This is a genomic window from Draconibacterium orientale (genome assembly GCF_900111425.1).
Lineage (GTDB): Bacteria > Bacteroidota > Bacteroidia > Bacteroidales > Prolixibacteraceae > Draconibacterium > Draconibacterium orientale.
On sequence record NZ_FOHT01000004.1, the window covers coordinates 1 to 21065 of the forward strand.

Genomic DNA, 21065 nt, shown 5'->3' on the forward strand with positions numbered 1-21065 from the left:
ACCGGAACGTTGCTATGGAGTAACGGAGAAACAACAGAAAGTATTACTGTTACCACTGCCGGCACCTATTCGGTTACACAAACCGTAAACGGATGCATGAGCGATGCTGCTTCGGCCACAGCTACGCCAAAAACAATACCTACATTAGCAATCACTGAAACTGATCCTACTGCCTGTGGCGAAAACGGTTCGCTGAATTTTACATTTACCGATGTACCCAATGGGAACCACACAATTACCTATGATGATGGTACTTTCAACAATGTTACTGTTTCCTCGGGAACCGCTTCGGTTACCGCTGCTGCAGGAACCTATAACAACTTACAGATTACGGTAAATGGCTGCACTTCTGACGCGGGAATTAATGCAAGCCTTGCAGAACCTACCCCACCTCCGGCTCCCACCATTGCATTACAGGACAACTGCGGGGAGAGTGTTATTACAGCTTCCGATTATACCGGCACACTGCTTTGGAGTACCGGAGAGACAACTGAAAGTATTATTGTTACCGAAGCGGGGAGCTATTCGGTAACCCAGATGCTGAATGAATGCATCAGTAACGCAGCTTCGGTTACCGCTGCCCCAAAAACAGTACCTACTTTGGCCGTAACAAAAACAGATCCGCTTGAGTGCGGCGAAATGGGCTCACTCAATTTTACGTTTACAGGAGTACCAGATGGAACCTATTCAATTACTTACGACGCCGGAACCTTCTCCGGGGTTATCGTTTCAGGAAATACAGCAACTGTTTCCGCAGCAGCCGGCGCCTATAACAATCTTACCATTACAGTAAACGATTGCGCCTCGGCCATGGATGTTAATGCAAGTCTTGCTGATCCAAATCCGCCTCCGGCACCCACTGTTTCGGTTCAGGATAATTGCGGCGAATCTGTACTTACAGCATCAAACTATACCGGAACGTTGCTTTGGAGTACCGGAGAAACAACAGAAAGTATTACTGTTACCACTGCCGGCACCTATTCGGTTACACAAACCGTAAACGGATGCATGAGCGATGCTGCTTCTATCCTTGCCACACCTCAAAACGGTACCCTGTTACCCGAAATTGAGGTGCTAAATAATTGTGGTGAATCAACAATAACAATGCAGAATCTGGAAGAGAACGCATGGTTTGTATGGAAATTCAACAACCAAACTGATAGCACCGAAAATTCAAGTATTAAAGTTTCAGAAGAAGGTGAATATACCATTTGGCAAAAAAACAACAATTGTAAAAGTCTGGAATCAACTGTTACCGTTACGCCTTATGCCATACCTTCGCTGCCTGTTGCGAATAATCAAACAAGTATCGTAACTGATGCTGATTCAATTATACCTTTAACAGCAGAGGCAATTTCAGATCCCAACACGGTTATTGTATGGTTTGAGAATGACAGCGGCGGGGAAGAAATTACATCGCCGGTTTTGGATACAATCGGTACCGTTACGTACTTTGCTGAAGCGCTCAATACCACTACCGGATGTATCAGCTTAGGCCGAACTCCTGTCACGCTCACAATTCGAATGGATACCGATACAATTGCCATTGATACAACTATTATTGGAAAGCCACATAGTAATGTTGCAGTACTTATTTTTGCCACCGACTCATTACAATATCAATGGTATATGAACGATGAAAAGCTATTAAATGCGACCAACCAATTTTATTACATATTTGAATCCGACAGATTAAATGGTAATATTTTTACGATAGAGGTTACATTCCCGGATGGCCACTCTTCAAAATTTAATTATTACTATACAGGGAATCAAAGTTCGGGAACTATTGATGCTGACAATAAATCCGGTATTACCGAAACGGAAACCGTTTTCAGCATATTCCCCAATCCTGCAAGTACCAGTTTTACTCTGGCAATTGATACGAGGCAAATACAAAATATACAAAACCTGACGGCTAAAGTATTTTCGATTAGCGGTGTTTGCACTATAGAAGTTCCCATTACTCAAATCCCGCAACGTATTGACACCAAAGACTTGAGACCAGGCATTTACTCTGTTATTTTATACAATAATGGACAATGGTTACAGGCAAAAAAACTTTCAATCACCCAAAACTAAAGAGTGAACAATATGAACAGATCGATATCCATAATTTGCCTCATTCTCTTTGTCTCAATAGTTAATTTTCCAACAAGGGTTATGGCCTTAGGCAAAGAGATTAAAAATAAAACAAATCAAAACGAAGAAACCACCACAAAACAGCCTCTTATCAGAAATACAATCGATCCGATATGGGGATTTTATACCGAAGCTTCGCCCGGATTAATACAAATTAAAAACAAAGGAGCAACATCCGGGGTTTGGGAATCGGATGCTAACCTGGCCTATACTTTTAGCGCCGGCTATTTTCGCGAAATTGCCCCCATGCTAAAAATAAAAGCAGGCTTCGGGCTTTCAGGTTATAAAACGACGCTTACCGGTAGCGGAGAAATCGTTTCTCAGCCGCTGGTTGACATCGACAACGATACCTATATTGAAACCCTTAAAATACTATCTGCCGAACATACCATCAATCCTATCTATTTGAATGTACCTGTGAGTGTAGAATACGGAACGGTAAACATTTCGCAATTAGGCTATTACATCGACATTGGTTTTGAATATTCGTATCTGATAAGTGAAAACAACACAACATCAGGAACATACAGTACATCAGGATACTACCCGCAGTGGGGCGTAAAACTTGAGAATATCCCGGAACTGGGCTTTTACACTGACAGAGCCCTGGATACGGAATTAACTTTAAAGAAGAATATCCTTTCAATCCGTGCCGGTGCCGGAATAAGCCTCCCAATTTCAGGTGTCCTGATTTTCAAAGTGGGAATTGCCGGATATAAGGGAATCAATAGTATCGGTAATGGTAAGAATATAAATAATGACAATACAATTTCGGAACCAATAAGTAAGTTTCGTACCAATTATGCGTATAATCCATTGTCCACTTCAAAAGGGAACAAGCCTTTACGTTTTGGTATTGAGTTTGGATTATACATCTGTAAACAAGTAAAATAAGAGTATGCTAAATTTTCAAATACAACGCAACAGTATAACCTCCGGTGTGCCCCGTTTACTCGCAATCTGCTTTTTAGTATTTTCGCTATCGGCAAAGGCACAAGATCGCAAAAACACACAAATACCCGGTTCAATCTCATCGGTTTCCAGACAATTATGTACCATCAATCCTACACCTGAGGTGAAGGCGCTGTACCAGTATCTTCAGTTTATAGCAGGTGAAAAGATTCTCACCGGTCAGATGTATAACTCCGATGCTGACAACGAGCATGAATACCTCTATATTTTAACCGGTAAAAAGCCGGCAATTTTTGGTATTGAACTTGGACTGGAAAGAGAAAATGAAATCAGGATCAGAAATACAATCGACCGATATACAAGCGGAAATATCCCCCTGGTTACATGGAATTGGCAAATATCTCCTATAAAGAATAACAATACTTCTGCTACACAGGAAACAGATATTGCGCAGTGTTTTCAGGATGGCACTGCTGAACATGAAGCTTTTTACCAGGAATTGGATAGAACTGCAGATCACCTTGAAAAGTTAAAAGATGCCGGAGTCCCGGTGCTGTGGAATCCTTTCGCGGATATAAACAGTAATCGATTTTGGTGGAGCAAACTAAGGCCGGATCAGTTAAATAAGCTCTGGCAAACCATGTTCAACTATTTTACAAACAAGCGCCAGTTAAACAACCTGATATGGATTCAGAGTTTTGGTGAAAATATGGAGGGAAATCGATTTGCAGGAAATAAATACGTAGATATGATTAGAATAAGTTCTGACGACTATAGCGTAGCACGCAATGATGATTTATTTGCCCCTTTTTCTGAAAACACAGATGAATCATCAACACCTCTGATTTTTGCCGGTTCTACCCGGATACCACCAGTTGAAAAAATGAATACAAGTGGAATTTTATGGTGTTGGTGGGTACAAGAACCAGGAACAACACCTGAAAACACCAACCAATCAGACATTTACTCCGCTTTTAACAATAAAAGAATTATTACACGAAATGAAATCCCCGAGCTGTTAAACAATTTTGGAGAAGAAGGCTTAAAACGACTATACAGTAGCGGAGCAATAATTCCATTTCCTAACCTAAAAGAATTTAATCTGGGAACAAAATCCAGAAAGATCATCAATCCCGAACGGCTGGAAGTTTTCGTGCAGAGTAAAGGAAAAAATGATGATTATTATTTGGCATTTATGCAAATGGACGGCGATTTCGATGTGAGTGTTCAGGCAACAAACCTCTCGCCTGAGCAGGTACAAGCGATGGCGGGAATTATGGTTAGAACTAATTTGAGCAAAAAATCACATTACGTATTTTTTCATATTAAAACCGGAGAATCTGCAAACGAAACTAATTCTGAAAAATTAAGGTTATTGTTCCGTAATAACAAGAGAAAACAACCCCAATTGATCTCAACAAATCCCCTGAAAAATGAAAACATTCTCCTTAATGATTCCTTAAATACATGGATCAGATTGCAACGACGCGGTAACATTTTCAAATCCTACTTTAGCCTCGATAATTCAAATTGGCACCTCTGCGCAGTGCACGAGCAAAAAATGCCGAAATACACATTAGTCGGCTTGGCGGTCGCTTGCAAAAGCCCCCGCGAATCAGCTCAGATAGAATTCAAGGATATGGAATTCACCTGGGAATAAAAATAGCCGAATTGTTTTTGCTATATTTATGGCCAATCAATTAAACCGTAATTTCAATAAATTTATCATGAGAAAAAGTATTTTTTACACTTTCGCTGTGATGGCAGCATTGTTGATTGCCAATCCAGCGTTTTCGAAAAAAGCAAACAAACTAACATCGCAAGAGAAAAAAGAAGGCTGGGTTTTGCTGTTTAACGGAAAAGATTTCAACGGATGGCGTCAATACAATGGAACAGCCATGCCTGCCAACTGGGAGATAGAAGATGGTGCCATGAAAGTTTTTACCGGAGAAGGGAAAGAACCGGGGCACGGAGCCGGTGGCGATATTATTTTCGAGAAAGAGAAGTACAACAATTTTGAATTCTCGATTGACTGGAAAGCCGGGAAAATGGCCAACTCAGGAATTTTCTATTACGTACGCGAGTTGCCCGGAAAACCAATTTATTATGCTGCTCCGGAAATTCAGGTACTCGACAATAAAGACGCTACCGACAATAAAATAGACAGCCACCTGGCAGGTTCGTTGTACGATATGATTGCGGCTGATCCTGAAACCGTTAATCCGGCAGGCGAATGGAATACCTGTGTAATTAAAGTTAAAGACGGAAAAGTAACGGTATCGATGAATGGTACTGAGGTAGTTTCGTACAGCCACTGGACCGATGAATGGGACCAGCTGGTAGAAAACAGCAAATTCAAAAGTTTTGAAGGTTTCCAGGAAGGAATTGCAAAAGATGGTTTTATCGGTTTGCAGGACCATGGATATACCGTATGGTTCCAAAACATTAAAATCAGAAAATTGTAAACTGAATTTGAATCAGTAAAGAAAAACACTCTTTTATAAATCATAAAATAAATCCCGGCTTGAAAACAAACCGGGATTTTTCGTGAAATATACTACCTTCTATCTACTCTAAATCTTCCTCACAAATTCTTTTAAATTTTTTCTGGTTCGTGGCGCCTTTTCTCTCGAGCGGTAAGGTTCATCCAGCAAATCGGCATCGCCCAAATACCCCAGGGCGCCCATACACACCGGAGTATGGTTTTCATCCAGTTGTAACAGCTCTTTAACCTGGTCGCTGCCAAAACCCGCCATCAGGTGGCCATAAATATCTTTACTGGTTGCCTGAAGCAACAACTGTGCATTGGCCATACCCACATCGTGCATCGCCCATATATTGGGCTCACCATTCTCCGAAAATGTGTCAACTTTTATGGCAACAAATAATACAGCCGCCTGCTTCGTCCACGGTTTATTTCCTGTTGCCAGGCAATCCCAAAGGGCATCAAAACCCGGTGTGCCACGCATGGCATAAACGTATTGCCACGGCTGTTCATTCATTGCACTGGCAGCCCACGATGCAGCTGTAAAAACCTCATTAACATCGTCTTCGGCAATGGGCTCGGACGAAAAGGCCCGCGGACTCCATCTTTCTTCTAATAATGGATGGATCTCATACTTCTTCATAACTTCCATATTACACTATCTCTTTTTTTATCTTTAGTCAATCTGCATGGGCAGATCCATTAACAAAATCCGGGCATCCGTTGTAGCACTAATTTCAATCGATTCAACGTCCCAAATTCCAATTGCATCACGTTTCGACAATTCAGCTCCCGAAATGTTCACCGCTCCGTCTATCACCATTACATAAATTCCGTTTCCCGGTTTTTTAATGGTGTACGAATCTGTTTTTCCGGCATCGTAATTACCCAGGAAAAACCAGGCATCCTGGTGAATCCAAACGCCCTGATCATCAGGGTTAGGCGAAAGCACCTGGTACAGTTTATTTTTTTCGGCTACATCGCGAATCGAGATCTGATCGTAACGCGGCTGCACATTCTGTTTGTTGGGGAACAACCATATCTGGAAAAGCTTTAGTGTTTTATCCGGATGATGGTTGAACTCGCTGTGGTAAACGCCTGTTCCGGCACTCATAACCTGCACATCGCCTTCGCGAATAACGGCCTGGTTGCCCATGTTGTCTTTGTGTTCCAAATCGCCCTCCAACGGAATGGTAATAATTTCCATATTGTCGTGCGGGTGCATTCCAAACCCCTGCCCTCCGGCAATGGCATCGTCGTTTAACACACGCAGCACTCCGAAATTCATTCGCTCGCGATCGAAATAATTCGCAAAACTAAAACTGTGTCGTGCCTCTAACCAACCGTGGTTGGCATATCCTCTTGAATCTGCTTTATATACTATTGTTTTCATTGCTTTCTTTTTTTTAACATTCATTTTGTCTGGGAATCATATCTTTACTTACTGCCGTTCAAATGAAGCATTCTCAGATTAATCCTGTGCTTCTGCCCCCTTTCGTCCCCCAAAGGGGATAATCCCTCTCCGCCAGTTAGCGGAAAGTTTGGAGGGATCAAAAAAATTGTTGTCTCTGAACTGACTTTCTGAAAAAAAAGCCGGTGCCCGGTAATGCTTTAAGCACATTTTCAGACACCGGCCAAGGTTCTCTCCTTCACAAACTCCTCACTAACTCCCTTCTTCCGAACCTTAATTGTTTTTTTGTTTTCTTATGGCGTATTATTTTACTTCCCCAAAGATTACTCTTCAGAAGCTGTAGCTTTCAATTCAAATTTAATCTCGAATTCATCTTTAATCATGTTATCGCCAAGCCCGCTGAAGAATTTTCCGGACCCATATCTGATGTCCCATTTTGTGCGGTCGATAGAGGCAGTACCCGATGCGGTTAACTCGTTTCCTTCAATTTTCACTTCCGCCGGAAACGATACTTCGTTTGTTATTCCTTTAATGGTAAGGTCGCCAACAACCTTATTGTTCTCGAATGAAGTAATTTTAAATTCTGCCTCAGCATGTTTATCAACCGAAAAGAAATCGTCATTTTTCAGGTGGGCAACCAACTTGTCTTTCCATTCTCCCTCAAGATCGGTTACTTCAATCGAGGTCATGTCCATTTTAATATCGGCACTTGTTACTGCGTTATTACTAACGTGTACTTTTCCGCTTTCAATTAACACATATCCGGTATGTTCACCTGCAACTTTTTTACCTGTCCAATATACTTTGCTGGCTTTTGTGTCAACGCTGTATGTTGCTTTGTCGTCCTTTCCGTTCGATGCAAATCCTGCTGTTGCAATTGCTATTACAAGTACTAATAATGTAGCTAATTTTTTCATTTTCAATTTTGTTTAATGTTTACTAATAATTTTCTACTGCAAACATACGGGAGATTTGATATGAAAAAAATAAACTAGTTTAAGAAAAACACCTTTTAGTCTCTTTTTCTTGCTTTTTTGGCAATAATCTTACTTAAAAACACGGGAGTTACTCCCAGGTACGATGAAATGTGGTATTGTGGAAGGCGTTGAACAAGATCCGGATCGTTGTTTAAAAGTTCCTCGTAATTCTCTTCGGCGGTTTTTGAAAGGATGGCCACAAAACGTTTCTGAAGAAAGATATACGAGCGCCTGATATTAGAACTCAGCTCGGTGTACTTGCTCATAATAGCCGCAAATGCCGATTCAGAAATAGAAAACACGGTGGTTTTCTCCACGGCCTCTAAATAATACGACGTAGTTGCAGGCGTTCCTAAATCGCCCAGCCACTGCCGCTCTTTACCAAAAAGCAGGTTAAACTCTTTCCCGCTTTGGTCGATAATATACATACGAAGCAATCCTTTTTCGATATAGTAATGACGCGTATTTTCATCGCCGGCATTAAAAATCCGCTGTTTCTTATTAAACGTTTCTTTCCTGAAAACTGAAACAATCTCCGCTTTTTCGGTATCCGTCAGTTTGCGATTACCAATTTTTTCGAAATAAGAAAATAGTACAGAAAAATCCTCCATGTGGCTATAGCTTCTCGCACAAATTTAGCAATCAAAAACCGATGCGCCATGCCTGAACTTACTTTTTTGATGCCTCGGTATAAATGGCCTTTAATAAACTTGCTTCGTCTTTGCTATCGCTGCTAAGCTGCCAAAACATTATTCCACCCAGATTATTTTCTTTGGCGTATTGTGTTTTTAGTTTTACCGAAACGGTGTCGTCGAAGGTCACAAATATGCTGTCGGCGAGATTATAAAGAAACGGAGCTTTAGCCGCCGCATCCCAGTGTTTTTCATAACCATCGTCTTCCGTAAAATCAGTTAACAGAACCGAATAGGAAGTTCCTCCACTAATCGGACCAGTATTGGTTTGGTACAATCCATTATTTTCAGGCGGAACACCTTTCCAGCCGCGGCCGTAAAATGCGGCACCAATTACAATCTGCTTCGGATCGACACCTTTATCCACACAAAAGCAAATAATTTCTTCGGCCGACTGTGGTTCCCATAAATCCTCGCCTTCGGGCAATTCGGCATTTTGTTGTGTCATAGCCACGCCAAGTGGTGTTTCGGCAATATCTGCCAGCGAACGGTGCCCCAAGGCTGTGTGGTGTGTGGCAAACGTTGTTCCACCACCGGCCTGGTCGTAGGTCATTACATTCATATAATCAACGTATTTCATCACCTCCAGCAATTCCACATTTTTATAGTAGCGTTTCCATCCTGCCGATGCAAAAGTTAGCGTTTGCGGACGATCGAGTTGATCCATCGCCTCACGCAAACCTTTCATCAAAAGGGTAAAATTTTCCTTGTCCTCGGGGCGTGCTTTTGTTCCCCCTGCCGGAATAGCCGGGTATTCCCAATCGATATCCACGCCATCCAACTGGTACTTTTCAATAAAATCGATTGTACTGGCGATAAACTTCGTCCGGCTTTGTTCGGAAAAAACTGCATCTGAAAAACCGTCCGCAGTCCAGCCGCCACAAGCAATCATAACTTTTAACTGCGGATACTTTTCCTTTTGTGCCACCAGTTGTTTCATAATTGAATCGGCATTTTCATTCCGAAACTGCATTTTACCATCAATTACTTTACTAAAGCTAAAAATGATGTGCGTTAACTGTTCCAGCGGCAACTGATCGGGCATGTAACCTTCGCGCGGAACGTAGTAGGCCATAACGTTTACTGCTGCTGAAGAATCATCTTTCGCCTCTTTTTGTATTCCACAGGAAACAAAAATTATGCAGGCGATTAAAAATGGAATTAACTTGTTCATGATAATTTACGCTTTTAATATAATGGTTAAAGATATGGTTATATTTGCTCTTTGTAAAATATTTAAAAACTGCAACACCAAAATGAATAATCTAAAAAAGATAGCGCTGCAATTATTCGCATTTTTGTTTTGCGCCCATACAATTTCTGCGCAAACTCCGGCCGATTGGGTAAATCCATTTATCGGAACAACCAACTACGGAACAACCAATCCCGGAGCTGTAGTTCCGCGCGGAATGGTATCGGTAGTGCCGTTTAATGTTAGTGGCAATTCGCCGTTAAACCAAACCGACAAGGACAATGGCTGGTGGTCGACGCCCTACTCGTGGGACAATAAATACTTTACAGGTTACTCGCACGTAAACCTTAGCGGTGTTGGCTGCCCCGAGTTGGGAGTAATTCTGTTGATGCCAACAACCGGTGCTGTTAACGGCGATTTCCGCGAATACGGATCGGAGATGAGCGAGCAGGTAGCCCACCCTGGGTATTACTCCACCTATCTGAATAAATACGGTATTAATACTGAAGTTTCGGCAACAGAACGAACAGGGATTAGCCGTTTTTCCTTTCCGGCGGGGCAATCGAATATACTAATCGACCTGGGTAACGGACTGACCAACGAAAGCGGCGCTTCCATTAAAATTGTAAACAACCGCGAAATTGAAGGCTGGCGAATGACCGGAACTTTCTGCTATAACGACGGCACTGAACGCCCCGTGTATTTTGTGGCTCGATTTAGCAAACCTGCCGAAGAGTTTGGCGTTTGGAAAAAAATGCCAAAAATGGGCCCCGAAGCAGCGTGGTCGGCAACAAGCAACAAAATAAAATACTACAAAAATTTCAAGGCCGAAATGGCCGGAGACAGCATTGGCAGCTGGTTTACGTTTAACACCAAAGCCAACGAAGAAATTCTGGTTGAAGTGGGTATTTCATACGTAAGCATTGAAAATGCCCGATTGAATTTGAACTTCGAATCACAGAATTTTGATTTTGAAGCCACCCGTAAACAGGCCGAAGAAAAGTGGAACGAAGCGCTGTCGACCATTACTGTAAAAGGTGGAACCGATGACCAGAAAACAGTTTTTTACACCGGTTTGTACCACATTCAAATTCACCCAAATATTTTAAGCGATGTAAACGGACAGTATCCGGCCATGGAATCGTTTGAGATAAAAACACACCCGAATGGCGAGCGCTACACCACATTCTCTTTGTGGGATACTTACCGCAATTTGCATCCTTTTATGAGCCTGGCTTTCCCGCAACAGCAGTTGAATGTGGTACAATCGATGCTGGAAATGTACGACGAAAGCGGCTGGCTACCGCGCTGGGAACTAAACAGCACCGAAACACATGTTATGGAAGGCGACCCGGCATTGCCTGTAATTGTGGACACCTGGTTTCGTGGCATCCGCGATTTTGATATTGAAAAGGCTTACGAGGCCATGTACAAATCGGCAACCACTCCCGGTGCCGAAAACAAAATCCGCCCCGATATCGACCATTATATTTCGCATGGTTATGTGCCGCTAATGTCGCAATTCGACAATTCGGTGTCGCATGCCCTGGAATATTACATTGCCGACTGGAACCTGGCACAGCTGGCAAAAGAACTGGGTAAAGACGCCGATTACGAACGTTTCCTGAAACAATCGAGAGGTTACAAAAACTACTACGATACGGAGTTTGGCATTATCCGTCCGAAGTTGCAGAACGGTGAATTTATGCCCGGTTTTAATCCGCGCCAGGGAGAGAATTTTGAACCCAGCCCGGGATTCCACGAAGGAAATGCCTACCAATATACATTTTGTGCCCACCACGATATGGACGGAATGATCGCCTTAAACGGTGGCAAAAAGAACTTTGTAACAAAACTACAGGCCATTTTCGACGATGGCCATTTTGATATGGCCAACGAACCCGATATTCATTACCCGTGGTTGTTTAACTACATAAAAGGCGAAGAGTGGCGTGCCCAAAAAGAACTGAACCGTTTAATGGCCACCTACTTTAAAAATGCACCCGACGGCTTACCCGGCAACGACGATACCGGAACCATGTCGACCTGGATTGTTTATGCAATGATGGGCATTTACCCCGTTTTACCGGGCGATATGAATTATGCCATCGCCTCGCCTGTTTTCGATGAAGTTAAAATTCAACTGGATCAGAATTTCTATCCGGGTTCGGAAATTATTATCAAAAAAAGCGGAGCAGGCGATAAAATAAAAGACATTTCACTAAACGGTAAAAAGCAAAAGTCGTTCTTCATTCACCACACCGATTTGGTGAAAGGCGGCGTTTTGGAGATTAATTTCTAAAAAGACAGATGGAGATTGAATTAGATTGAAAAGATGGATGAAAACATTTTTACTCCGTTATTATAATACCGATTTGAAATAAAACTGAGGCTTTGGTTCGCTCACTCCCAAAGGCTCTTTAATTTTCTATCGGCATTAACCATTGTAATTTCAAAGGCTCACTTTGAAATACAATTGGTATAACTCGCTAATTGATTTATAAAATACCCAACTATCGATACTCTTTCGTAGAATGGCTTTGTTTATTTGCGGGGAGTACTGAAATGAACACAAATTTATTTGTCCGGTATTGTTTACCACAATAATTCTATATAGATTTAAAGTCTCAACAACAACCCTTTACCCATATTACAGCATGAAAATGGGTTAGAAAACAAAGACCATGAAATATTCGCTAATCACAAAAATAAAATCGATTCACCGTTATTTGTTTATTCCTGTTCTGCTCACGTTATTCTCCATCGTTTTCTTTTTAGTATATCGAAATATTAAACTCACCACAATTAACGAATTCAATAACGAGCAACTCATTCTGGCCCGGACAGCTTCGATGGGAATTTCCTCGTTTTTTACCGATTCGGAGGCCGATTTAAAATTCCTGTCAAGCCTTGAAGATGTTATTCTGGTAACTGACCGCAGCAAAGAAATATTACAAAGTTACTATAATGCACACGGCGCTATTTTGGCGGCTATCACCCGAATCGACTCTTCGGGCCTGATAGTGTCAACCTATCCCGAAAATCCATCGATAATCGGTACTGATATCTCGCACCAGAATCATGTAAAACAACTTATAAAAACGCACCAACCCGTTATCAGCGATGTGTTTATGTCGGCGCAGGGCTATCTAAGTATTGCCTATCATGTTCCGGTATTTAACCAATCCACCTTTGCGGGCAGCATCGCTATTCTTATCCCAATGCATGAATTAGGAAACCAATATCTGGGCAAAATAAAAACCCGGGGAACCGGGCAAACCTGGCTGTTGAGCGAAAACGGCACCGAGATTTATTGCTCGGTAAAAGAGCACACCGGAAGAACATTTGCAGCTAACAACCAACACCAGGAACTTGCCGAACAATTAATGACAACGATAACCCGCGACAGCAGCGGAGTTGTTAAAAGTTACCATAGTGCTGATACCACCTACGGAGAAGCCGTTATTGAAGAACAATACGTAACCTTTTACCGCACTGAGCTGGGAAATACCTACTGGACCATCCTTATTTCATCGCGCGAAGCAGATATTTTTAATGCACTCACCCGTTTCCGGAATCATTCTTTTATCGCCTTTTTTCTATTGCTGCTTGCCCTGGCATTCTACTTTTATTCGCTGGCAAAAGTGAGAAACGTTTTAAAAGTAGAGAAGAAACGACGGCAAGCTGAATTAACATTACAAAAAAACGAAGAGAAATTCAGAAAGTTATTTGAAGATCATTCAGCAATAAAATTATTGATCGACCCCGAAACGTCGCGAATTGTTGATGCCAATAAGTCGGCAATCCAATTTTACGGATGGACCAGAGAGGAACTTCAGAATATGACAATAAACGAGATCAATACCCTCGCGGATGAAGATATCAAAAAAGAATTTGCCAATCTGAAAGAAAAAGGGAGTATCCGTTTTGAATTCAGGCACCGCTTAAAAAATAACGAAATACGCGATGTGGAAGTATTTAGCAGCCGGGTTGAGATCGATAACAAAATCGTTTTCCATTCGGTTATACACGATATTACCCAACGCAAAAAGACAGACAAAGCATTAATCGTTGCCAAAGAACAGGCAGAAGAGAGCAATCGGCTGAAAACCGCATTTTTGCAAAATATGAGCCACGAAATACGCACCCCCATGAATGCTATTATTGGTTTTTCGTCGTTACTGCCACACTCGTACAACAACAAAGAACAATTGCTACAATATTCCGATATTATTAATCAAAGCTCGAACAACCTGTTGGGTATTATCGACGATATTCTTGAAATTGCCAAAATAGAATCGGGGCAACTGCCTTTGTTTAAAGAATCTTTTTCTTTAAACGAGCTGTTTACCGAATTAAAAACCTTTTTTAAAGAATACCAACGCCAGCTTAACAAATCGCACGTACAATTCGATTTAAAACCCTGCTCGTGCCAACTCGACACCATTGTCACCGACAAAGGCAAACTGAGGCAAATACTGATTAACCTGATCAGTAATGCCTTTAAATTTACCAATGAAGGAACAATAGAAGTTGGCTGCACAGTAAATAAAGATACTATACAGTTTTATGTACGTGATACCGGAATTGGTATCGCGGCCGATAAACAGCAAGCCATTTTTGAACGGTTTACCCAGTTACATACCGATAAAAAGAAACAGTACGGAGGTACGGGGCTAGGGCTGTCGATTGTAAAAGGCTTGTTGGATTTGATGGGAGGAACAATTACTCTGGAGTCGGTTCAGAGAAACGGCACAAATGGGGAAAGCGGAGGAACTGCCTTTTATTTTAATATTCCTTACCAAAAAGCCGCCGAAAATACCGCAAAAACAACTACTACCATTAACGAAAAAGAATACCAGTTTAACAACGAAACCATTTTGCTGGTGGAAGACAACCTTGCCAACACCCGCCTAATAGAAAAAATGCTTGCCGATACCGGCCTCAAACTACTATGTACCGAGTTTGGGGAAGAAGCCGTTGATATAGCCTGCACGAAGTTACCAACACTGGTGCTTATGGATATTGGGCTTCCCGACATAAGTGGCTACGAGGCTGCACAAAAAATAAAATCGGCTGCTCCCGGAATTAAAATAATTGCACAAACAGCTTACGTTTCCAACGATGACAAAGAAAAAGCTTTTGAAGCCGGTTGCGACGATTTTGTGGGTAAACCTCTTTCCCGCGAACAGTTGCTTGCGGTAATTAAAAAACATTTGAATTCGAACAATTAAGTACAAAACTGTTAATTGTACTCACCAAAGCAATCCTGCACCATCTTGTGGTTGTACTTAATAGTTTCTGTTTCTTAATAAACCTATCATTTGCCCAACGCCAATACCAAAACAGATTCTGTCTCTATTGATTTGTACCATTGGAGATATGGAAAATACATAAACTCTTGTAAACGGGAATTCAAATTTGGGATTTATTATTAGGCATTATGTATGCGTATAAAGCATTCATCAGGCGGCTTGTGTTTTCTAAAGATAGTCTTTCTTCGCTGGCATACTGATATGAGGGCTAGTCATATAAAAACCGTTGCAAAAATACATTTGCAACGGTCTTTTTAATTAGAATCTGCCAATTATTTAAAACTTAAAGCCTAGTTTTAAAAATGGTTGAGTAAAAAACGAAAACGTATTCGATTTCGCATCAAGCATTTCAAGTCCGGGCCCAGGTTTTTTAGCATTGTAAGCATACAAGTAGTTTACCGGCTTTATTTCCATTCCAAAATAAAAACCTTCCATAAGGTAATAATCAACTCCGGCAACGGCAGCGCCACCCAAGCCAATTAATTCCACAGTTCTTATTCCAACGTCCATAATAACAGGTTCACCAGCTATATCTTCAATGGTCGGGTCGTAAACCGACTCTCGACCGTAATAGTAGGCGGCATTCACTCCCAAATAGGGTTGTAAACGATCTATTGGGGTAGTAAAATGGTATTCGCCCCCCAAAATAATACTAAAGTTAAGTTCATCATCGGCCACTACGGCATCGTATCCCGGAATCCATGTTGAATTGGGCGAATCAGGATCGATGGTTGCGGGAATATTTACTTGCGATGGCGTATTTCTAACAACCCCCAAACCACTTAGTTTTAATGCAATTTTGTCGGAAAGAAAATACCTTGCCTCTGCTCCAATCATATTCGTAGCATTGTTGTCATCCATTGATACCATATTTGCATATGGAGCATCTCCGGGAACCGACCAGTTGGCATTGGTTCCGGCTGGCATAGTGTTTACCAAACCAGCTGTGAGCACATTGCCTTTACCAAATAGTAGTGAAGCCGTAAAATTACCCTTAGTGGGCGCAAAACCCGAAACTTCGCTGTTTACGTCTTGTGCCCGGGCAAGCCCAATGCTTGCCAAGAGGACAAACGTGTATAAAATATATTTTTTCATATTGTCTTTCTTTAGGATAAAATTATTATTAAAGTTGATAAGTATTGGGGACAAGCCCCAATACTCTCTATATTTCCTAAAGAAGGATTATTCAATTGCTGCTTCGTAAAGCGCCATATACTTTGTAGCCAACTCCATCGCTGCATCTCTTCGCGAAACAAGCACTGCCAGTTCTTCTTTATCCAGCTCTAATAGTGCCATAGCTTCTGCTTTGTCAATGGCATTATCGGCCAAGGCTTCTTTCTTGTCGGCAATACTGCTCATTAGGTTTTCAATCTGATTTTCAACAAACTCTATCTGTCCGTTTATATCACGAAGTTGATCTTCTAATACCCACTTTAAGTTGTTTTGAGCCCAGATCATATTATCGTTAGCAGAAATTTCGTTATTCAATTCGCCATTAGCTTCCCATGCCATATTAAGTGCAACTTGTAGGTCAAACATGGCTTCTGGTGTTAATGCATCAAAAGCAGTTTGTAACTCACTTACAATTGCTTCAAAGTTTTCAATCTCCTGTGTGGCTTGCATAATGTTTATTTCATCATAAGCAATCCACTCTTTATAATTCTCTATGTCATTTTCATAATTCGCGATACGGTCTTTCCGCCAATCTACCTCGTACTGGGCATTGTCCCTCAAAACTTCTACATCGCGTACTAGCCAATACTGCTGCATATAAGCATTATCTGCAGTCCAGTAAGCATTGTCTGCCACATTATAAGCTTCCTGCGCAGCTTGCTGTGCAGGTGTTCCCACTTCATAATACGCTTGGGATGCCGCATCACGTGCAGCCTCTGCAAGTTCCAGGTTTGTAGTAGCAGCAGCTAATGTAGCTTTAGCCACAGGTAAAGCCGCTTCGGCTTCGCTTAAGCGTTCGCTTAACCCGTCAACATAATCTTGTTGCCAAGTAACCAAGTTTTGTGCATTGGCATAGCCCCAACGTGCATTTTCTAATGCAGTTAAATTTGCAGCTGTAGGTGCTGCATCGAAAGCATCTTGTGCTGTATTTAGTGCTATTAAAGCAGTAGCTTCGGCAGTTTCAAGAGTTTCGAGGTCGGTAACAGCAGTTGCATAATCCGCATCATAATCATCGTTAGCATTGACTAACTCGTTTTCGGCCATACTTAATTCGCCTTCTGCATCCCAAAATTTTTGCTGCGCGTCCCAACGTTTATCATTTGCCTGCATATATTCATTCCACAATGCCTGGTTAGCAATTCCTGCCAATTCTAAATTATTCATGGCTAATGCTCTGGCTTCGTCGGAAGCATTTCTTGCAGCACCTGCTTCTTCTTTCAAAGCATCCTGCTTTTCGAATTCAGCTATATTGGCAGCTAAAATTGCTTCACGGTTTACTAATTCAGTTTCGTAACGGGTAATCCAGGTTTCAGCGTATTCAATTTGCCCCTCGTTGTTTTCGATGTATCCCTCGTAATCTTCAATCCATTGTTCGCGTTCTCCAATATCATATTTTGCGTTGTTGAAGCTATTAATGGTATTGTTCGCTTCGTCTAATTCGTCTTGTGCCACTTGTACTACATCTTGCAAATGCTTCTCGCGGTCGACACGTAACTGGGCATTGGCATTTTCTAGGCTTAGTATTTTCGCTTTTGCTTCAATTATTGCTGCTTCGGCCGCACTTGGGTCGGTAGCTACCGCTTCAAGACCAGTGAGCAATGCTTGCACGGCTGTTAACTCAGAAGATTGCACGTCTACTTGTTTTTGTATCATTTCGGCAATACCTTCAAAATATCCTGTTACATCAGGGTTTTCCCCTAACAGTAATTCCATTTGAGCAATATCGGTCTGTTTACCAACAACTTGTTGAGCCAGCATATAATAATCTTGCATAGCCCAACCGTATTTATCCAAGTATTCGCCGGCTTCTTCAAGACCACTGGTTGCCACATATTTTGCCATATCGGCCAGGGCCTTTTCCAAATCCAATTCAGCCTGTACCAATTCCTCCTCAGCTTGTTTTGATTCTACTTCAAACCAAGCAAGGTCTTCCTCAAGCTGAAGTTCCATTCTTGCAATATTGATAGAATCGATTGCAGCGTCGTAGCTAACTTGCTGCTCCTGGCTAAGCAATCTTAATGCCAGCATCGCTTCATCGTATGCCAAATCGGCTTCTCTATCCTGAAGATTTAAAGCATTCATTGCCGCCATATAGGCATCTTGTTCAGTAAGCCTCAAAATAGCCAATGCATTTAAAGCCTCCTGATGCGTAAGGGCCATTTCCTGCTGGGCAATTTGGTTTTCTTCCGATTGCAACTTAAGGGCATTCATGGCCTCGTTAAAGTTGTTTAAAATAGCTTGTGCAGCATTTTCTAAATCCTGCATAGCTGTTTTGCTGTTTAGCAAATCTACTTGTGCTTGCCGAAGCGCACTTACCTCAGGGGCGACTTCGTCGTCAACACACGAGCCTAATAATACACTTACAGCCAAAATAACTGTTAGTAACTTGTAACCAAAATAATTTTTCATCTTCATGATTTGTTAAGTTTTTATACATTAAAAAATTCAATTTTGCCCAACAACGTGAGCTATCCCTTTCGTCGGTTTAATCAGTACGCTATCATTTCACATTACAAACCTTTTGTGCTTTACTGCTGCCTATCTGCTTCGTAATTTCCTGCCCCACAACAGTTGCTGAATGCACTTCAGGAAAGAGAAGGAAATGATGTTGTTTTGATTTATTAAGTCTTGTTCATTGAGCCAACTATGTTTAATTTGTAGAAAGCATATACTTCAGGTTTCCGGCGGAAACCACAAGCTTCGACTGCCTATTCAATAGCTAATCCGGGAGCCTACACCTCAACAACAACAATATCGCTTTGTAATCCTACTTCGGTATCGCCAAGGATAAAACAGGCGTAGTACTGTGTTCCATTTTCCATGGGTTGGTTGTCGATGTATGGACTGCGGGTGTCGGTAGCGAGGTACGAGAAGCTTTCTTCTCCGGGGCGTTTACGGTAAATATTTACACCGTTAAAATAGCCTTCCAGTCCAAAAGCAAGCTCCCAGCCATGGGCATTTTTCGTTGTTTTAAGTACCGGCTGTGCTTTGTCGATATTGTGGTTTACTTCGGTGCCGGTAATGTCGAATTCTTTGCCGGTTTGTTCGGTATAGCCCGGATTACTTTTAACAAATTGTGCTATACTGCGGCAAAGGTTAACCAGTTGTTTACGGTCGTTGCGGGTTTTGCTTACCTGTTGTTTTTTCTGGTCGATTAGCTGCCGCTCGGTAACCAGGTCGCCCGAATAAGCTTGTGCCGCCGCATTAACATCGTCGGCCAGTTCCTGGGTAATACCATAAGAACCTACGTTATTGGTAACGGTTGTTGCAAACTGTTTTGCCCACGATTCCAGTTCAAATTTGTCGCTTGGAATGTAATCGGTGTGTCGTGCCATAATCTTTTTGTTTTTGGTTGTTGTAAGTTATTTCGGGTTATTTATTTCAACTTTCTTCGCAAAATCCTTTAATCACGCGGGTTTTAATAGCTATGATAGTCCTCTTTGTTTTTAATTGGCACCATTTAGCAACTGATTGGCACCATTTAGTAACTGATTGGTGCCTGTTACTAAGCAATTGGCCCCAGTTAATAACCGGTTGATGCCTTTCAACAGCTGATAATTACCATGTAGTTGTTCGCTGCTTCCATTGGTAAAACAATTGCCCCGAATTAATAAGCCGGGGGTGTTTAACAGTTTCTGATTGGTATTCGATATTTGATTCAAGTGTTAAAACGATTTTGATTTTATACTTGTCATAAAAATAGCGAGTCAACATTTAAGATGAGTTAATAAAATTCTCTATTTATTAAAGCGATGGTTTTCATTATCAAACCGATGGTTTCTAACAACCAACCGGTTACAATACACATATCAAGATTTTAGTAATGGCCAATATTACATCTGTTCAGTTTAGCGCCACCGCCTTTTTTACTATTGACCTATGCATTTTCACCAACGAACAGTTGTTTATTCAATAAATAATTTATTAAATTGCGAGAAACATAAGATAAAAAACAAATAACCCAATTAAGTTCTAGATTAATGTCCGACCTCAACATTTTTATTATCGACGATGAACCCGATGCCGGGCTTCTACTACAGAATTTATTAAAAGAGTATTCTGTTATACAGATAAAAGAAGTATTTACCAATGCATTGCATGCACTTGATGCGGTAATTATACGACAGCCACAGGTAATTTTTTTGGATATTGACATGCCAGAAATCACGGGCTTGGAGTTTTTGCAACAGGTTAACACGTTTTCGCCAAACACAAAAGTGGTATTTGTTACCGCTTTTAAGGATTATGTTCTGGAGGCTATACATAACAACGCATTCGATTATATTTATAAACCTGTTTCGAAAGCGGAATTACGCCGGGTAGTTTATAAAATTATAAATGCATTTAACAGCGAGAAACAGCAATCACCCCCCGCCAAGTCAAAAGTATTATTAAAGACCGCCGAAGGACACCATTATATTGCCACAGAACAGATATTGTACCTGGAAGCCGACAGCAATTATACCAAACTGGTATTAAAAGATGGAAAAAACTTGCTGTTGAGCACAAACCTGGGAAAATTACACAAACAGTTTCCCAAAACTGAATTTGTACGCATAAGCCGCAAGCATATCATCAACAAAAACTACCTCTTGTTTATGAATTTTTGTAAACGATACTGTATTGTTTCAAACAACGAAATAGAACGCCAGCTGGAAGTCAGTATTAAGATGAGGGATTTAAAACAAGAGTTAAGCTAACAGGAGCAGCCACCAGTTTTCATATCCGGAATTCAAAATCGAGTATCCGGAATCAAGTATCCAGAA

General features: G+C 41.4%; 15 protein-coding genes. 7 read left to right on the forward strand and 8 right to left on the reverse strand.

The features are described from left to right. From BMW53_RS03490 to BMW53_RS03505, 4 genes are all read left to right on the forward strand, one after another. Nucleotides 1-2082: T9SS type A sorting domain-containing protein (locus tag BMW53_RS03490; RefSeq protein ID WP_139178012.1), on the forward strand; the 2082-nt coding region annotated here is incomplete at its 5' end. Between the two features lie 81 nt (nt 2083-2163). Further along, nucleotides 2164-3036, forward strand: coding sequence for an outer membrane beta-barrel protein (locus tag BMW53_RS03495; protein ID WP_038559142.1), 873 nt, complete (start codon nt 2164-2166; stop codon nt 3034-3036). A 4-nt stretch (nt 3037-3040) separates the two neighbouring features. Beyond that, nucleotides 3041-4714 (forward strand): glycosyl hydrolase, encoded by a 1674-nt coding sequence (locus BMW53_RS03500; RefSeq protein WP_038559139.1) that lies wholly within the window; start codon nt 3041-3043, stop codon nt 4712-4714. Between the two features lie 67 nt (nt 4715-4781). Then, nucleotides 4782-5519: a 3-keto-disaccharide hydrolase gene (locus BMW53_RS03505; RefSeq protein ID WP_038564752.1), complete on the forward strand. Its 738-nt coding sequence runs from the start codon at nt 4782-4784 to the stop codon at nt 5517-5519. A gap of 108 nt (nt 5520-5627) precedes the next feature. Here BMW53_RS03505 and BMW53_RS03510 read toward each other — a convergent pair whose 3' ends face one another. The 5 genes from BMW53_RS03510 to BMW53_RS03530 all read right to left on the reverse strand — a co-directional run bounded on the left by BMW53_RS03510 (nt 5628) and on the right by BMW53_RS03530 (nt 9793). After that, nucleotides 5628-6182, reverse strand: a complete 555-nt coding sequence (locus BMW53_RS03510) for a nitroreductase family protein (RefSeq protein ID WP_051568168.1) — start codon at nt 6180-6182, stop codon at nt 5628-5630. A 33-nt stretch (nt 6183-6215) separates the two neighbouring features. Then, nucleotides 6216-6932: a pirin family protein gene (locus tag BMW53_RS03515; protein ID WP_038564750.1), complete on the reverse strand. Its 717-nt coding sequence runs from the start codon at nt 6930-6932 to the stop codon at nt 6216-6218. A gap of 341 nt (nt 6933-7273) precedes the next feature. Then, entirely contained in the window at nt 7274-7867 is a 594-nt protein-coding gene (locus BMW53_RS03520; protein ID WP_038559133.1) for a YceI family protein, read from the reverse strand. A gap of 95 nt (nt 7868-7962) precedes the next feature. After that, on the reverse strand, nt 7963-8538 hold the full coding sequence (locus BMW53_RS03525; RefSeq protein WP_051567858.1) for a Crp/Fnr family transcriptional regulator: 576 nt from the start codon (nt 8536-8538) through the stop codon (nt 7963-7965). Between the two features lie 58 nt (nt 8539-8596). After that, a complete protein-coding gene (locus tag BMW53_RS03530) occupies nt 8597-9793 on the reverse strand; it encodes a glycoside hydrolase family 18 protein (RefSeq protein ID WP_038559130.1) in 1197 nt (398 codons plus the stop codon). Nucleotides 9794-9875: 82 nt separating this feature from the next. Between BMW53_RS03530 and BMW53_RS03535 the strand changes: the two genes are divergently transcribed. Both BMW53_RS03535 and BMW53_RS03540 read left to right on the forward strand, forming a co-directional pair. Continuing rightward, nucleotides 9876-12113, forward strand: a complete 2238-nt coding sequence (locus tag BMW53_RS03535; RefSeq protein WP_051568167.1) for a GH92 family glycosyl hydrolase — start codon at nt 9876-9878, stop codon at nt 12111-12113. Between the two features lie 382 nt (nt 12114-12495). Further along, nucleotides 12496-15045: an ATP-binding protein gene (locus BMW53_RS03540; protein ID WP_074780209.1), complete on the forward strand. Its 2550-nt coding sequence runs from the start codon at nt 12496-12498 to the stop codon at nt 15043-15045. A gap of 357 nt (nt 15046-15402) precedes the next feature. Here BMW53_RS03540 and BMW53_RS03545 read toward each other — a convergent pair whose 3' ends face one another. From BMW53_RS03545 to BMW53_RS03555, 3 genes are all read right to left on the reverse strand, one after another. Further along, nucleotides 15403-16221, reverse strand: coding sequence for a BT1926 family outer membrane beta-barrel protein (locus BMW53_RS03545; RefSeq protein ID WP_038559120.1), 819 nt, complete (start codon nt 16219-16221; stop codon nt 15403-15405). 87 nt (nt 16222-16308) lie between these two features. Continuing rightward, nucleotides 16309-18714 (reverse strand): coiled-coil domain-containing protein, encoded by a 2406-nt coding sequence (locus BMW53_RS03550; protein ID WP_139178013.1) that lies wholly within the window; start codon nt 18712-18714, stop codon nt 16309-16311. 317 nt (nt 18715-19031) lie between these two features. Beyond that, on the reverse strand, nt 19032-19634 hold the full coding sequence (locus BMW53_RS03555) for a hypothetical protein (protein ID WP_038559098.1): 603 nt from the start codon (nt 19632-19634) through the stop codon (nt 19032-19034). A 645-nt stretch (nt 19635-20279) separates the two neighbouring features. Here BMW53_RS03555 and BMW53_RS03565 point away from each other — a divergent pair. After that, complete coding sequence (locus BMW53_RS03565) at nt 20280-20999, forward strand: LytR/AlgR family response regulator transcription factor (RefSeq protein ID WP_038559087.1); 720 nt, start codon at nt 20280-20282, stop codon at nt 20997-20999. Nucleotides 21000-21065: the final 66 nt, after the last annotated feature.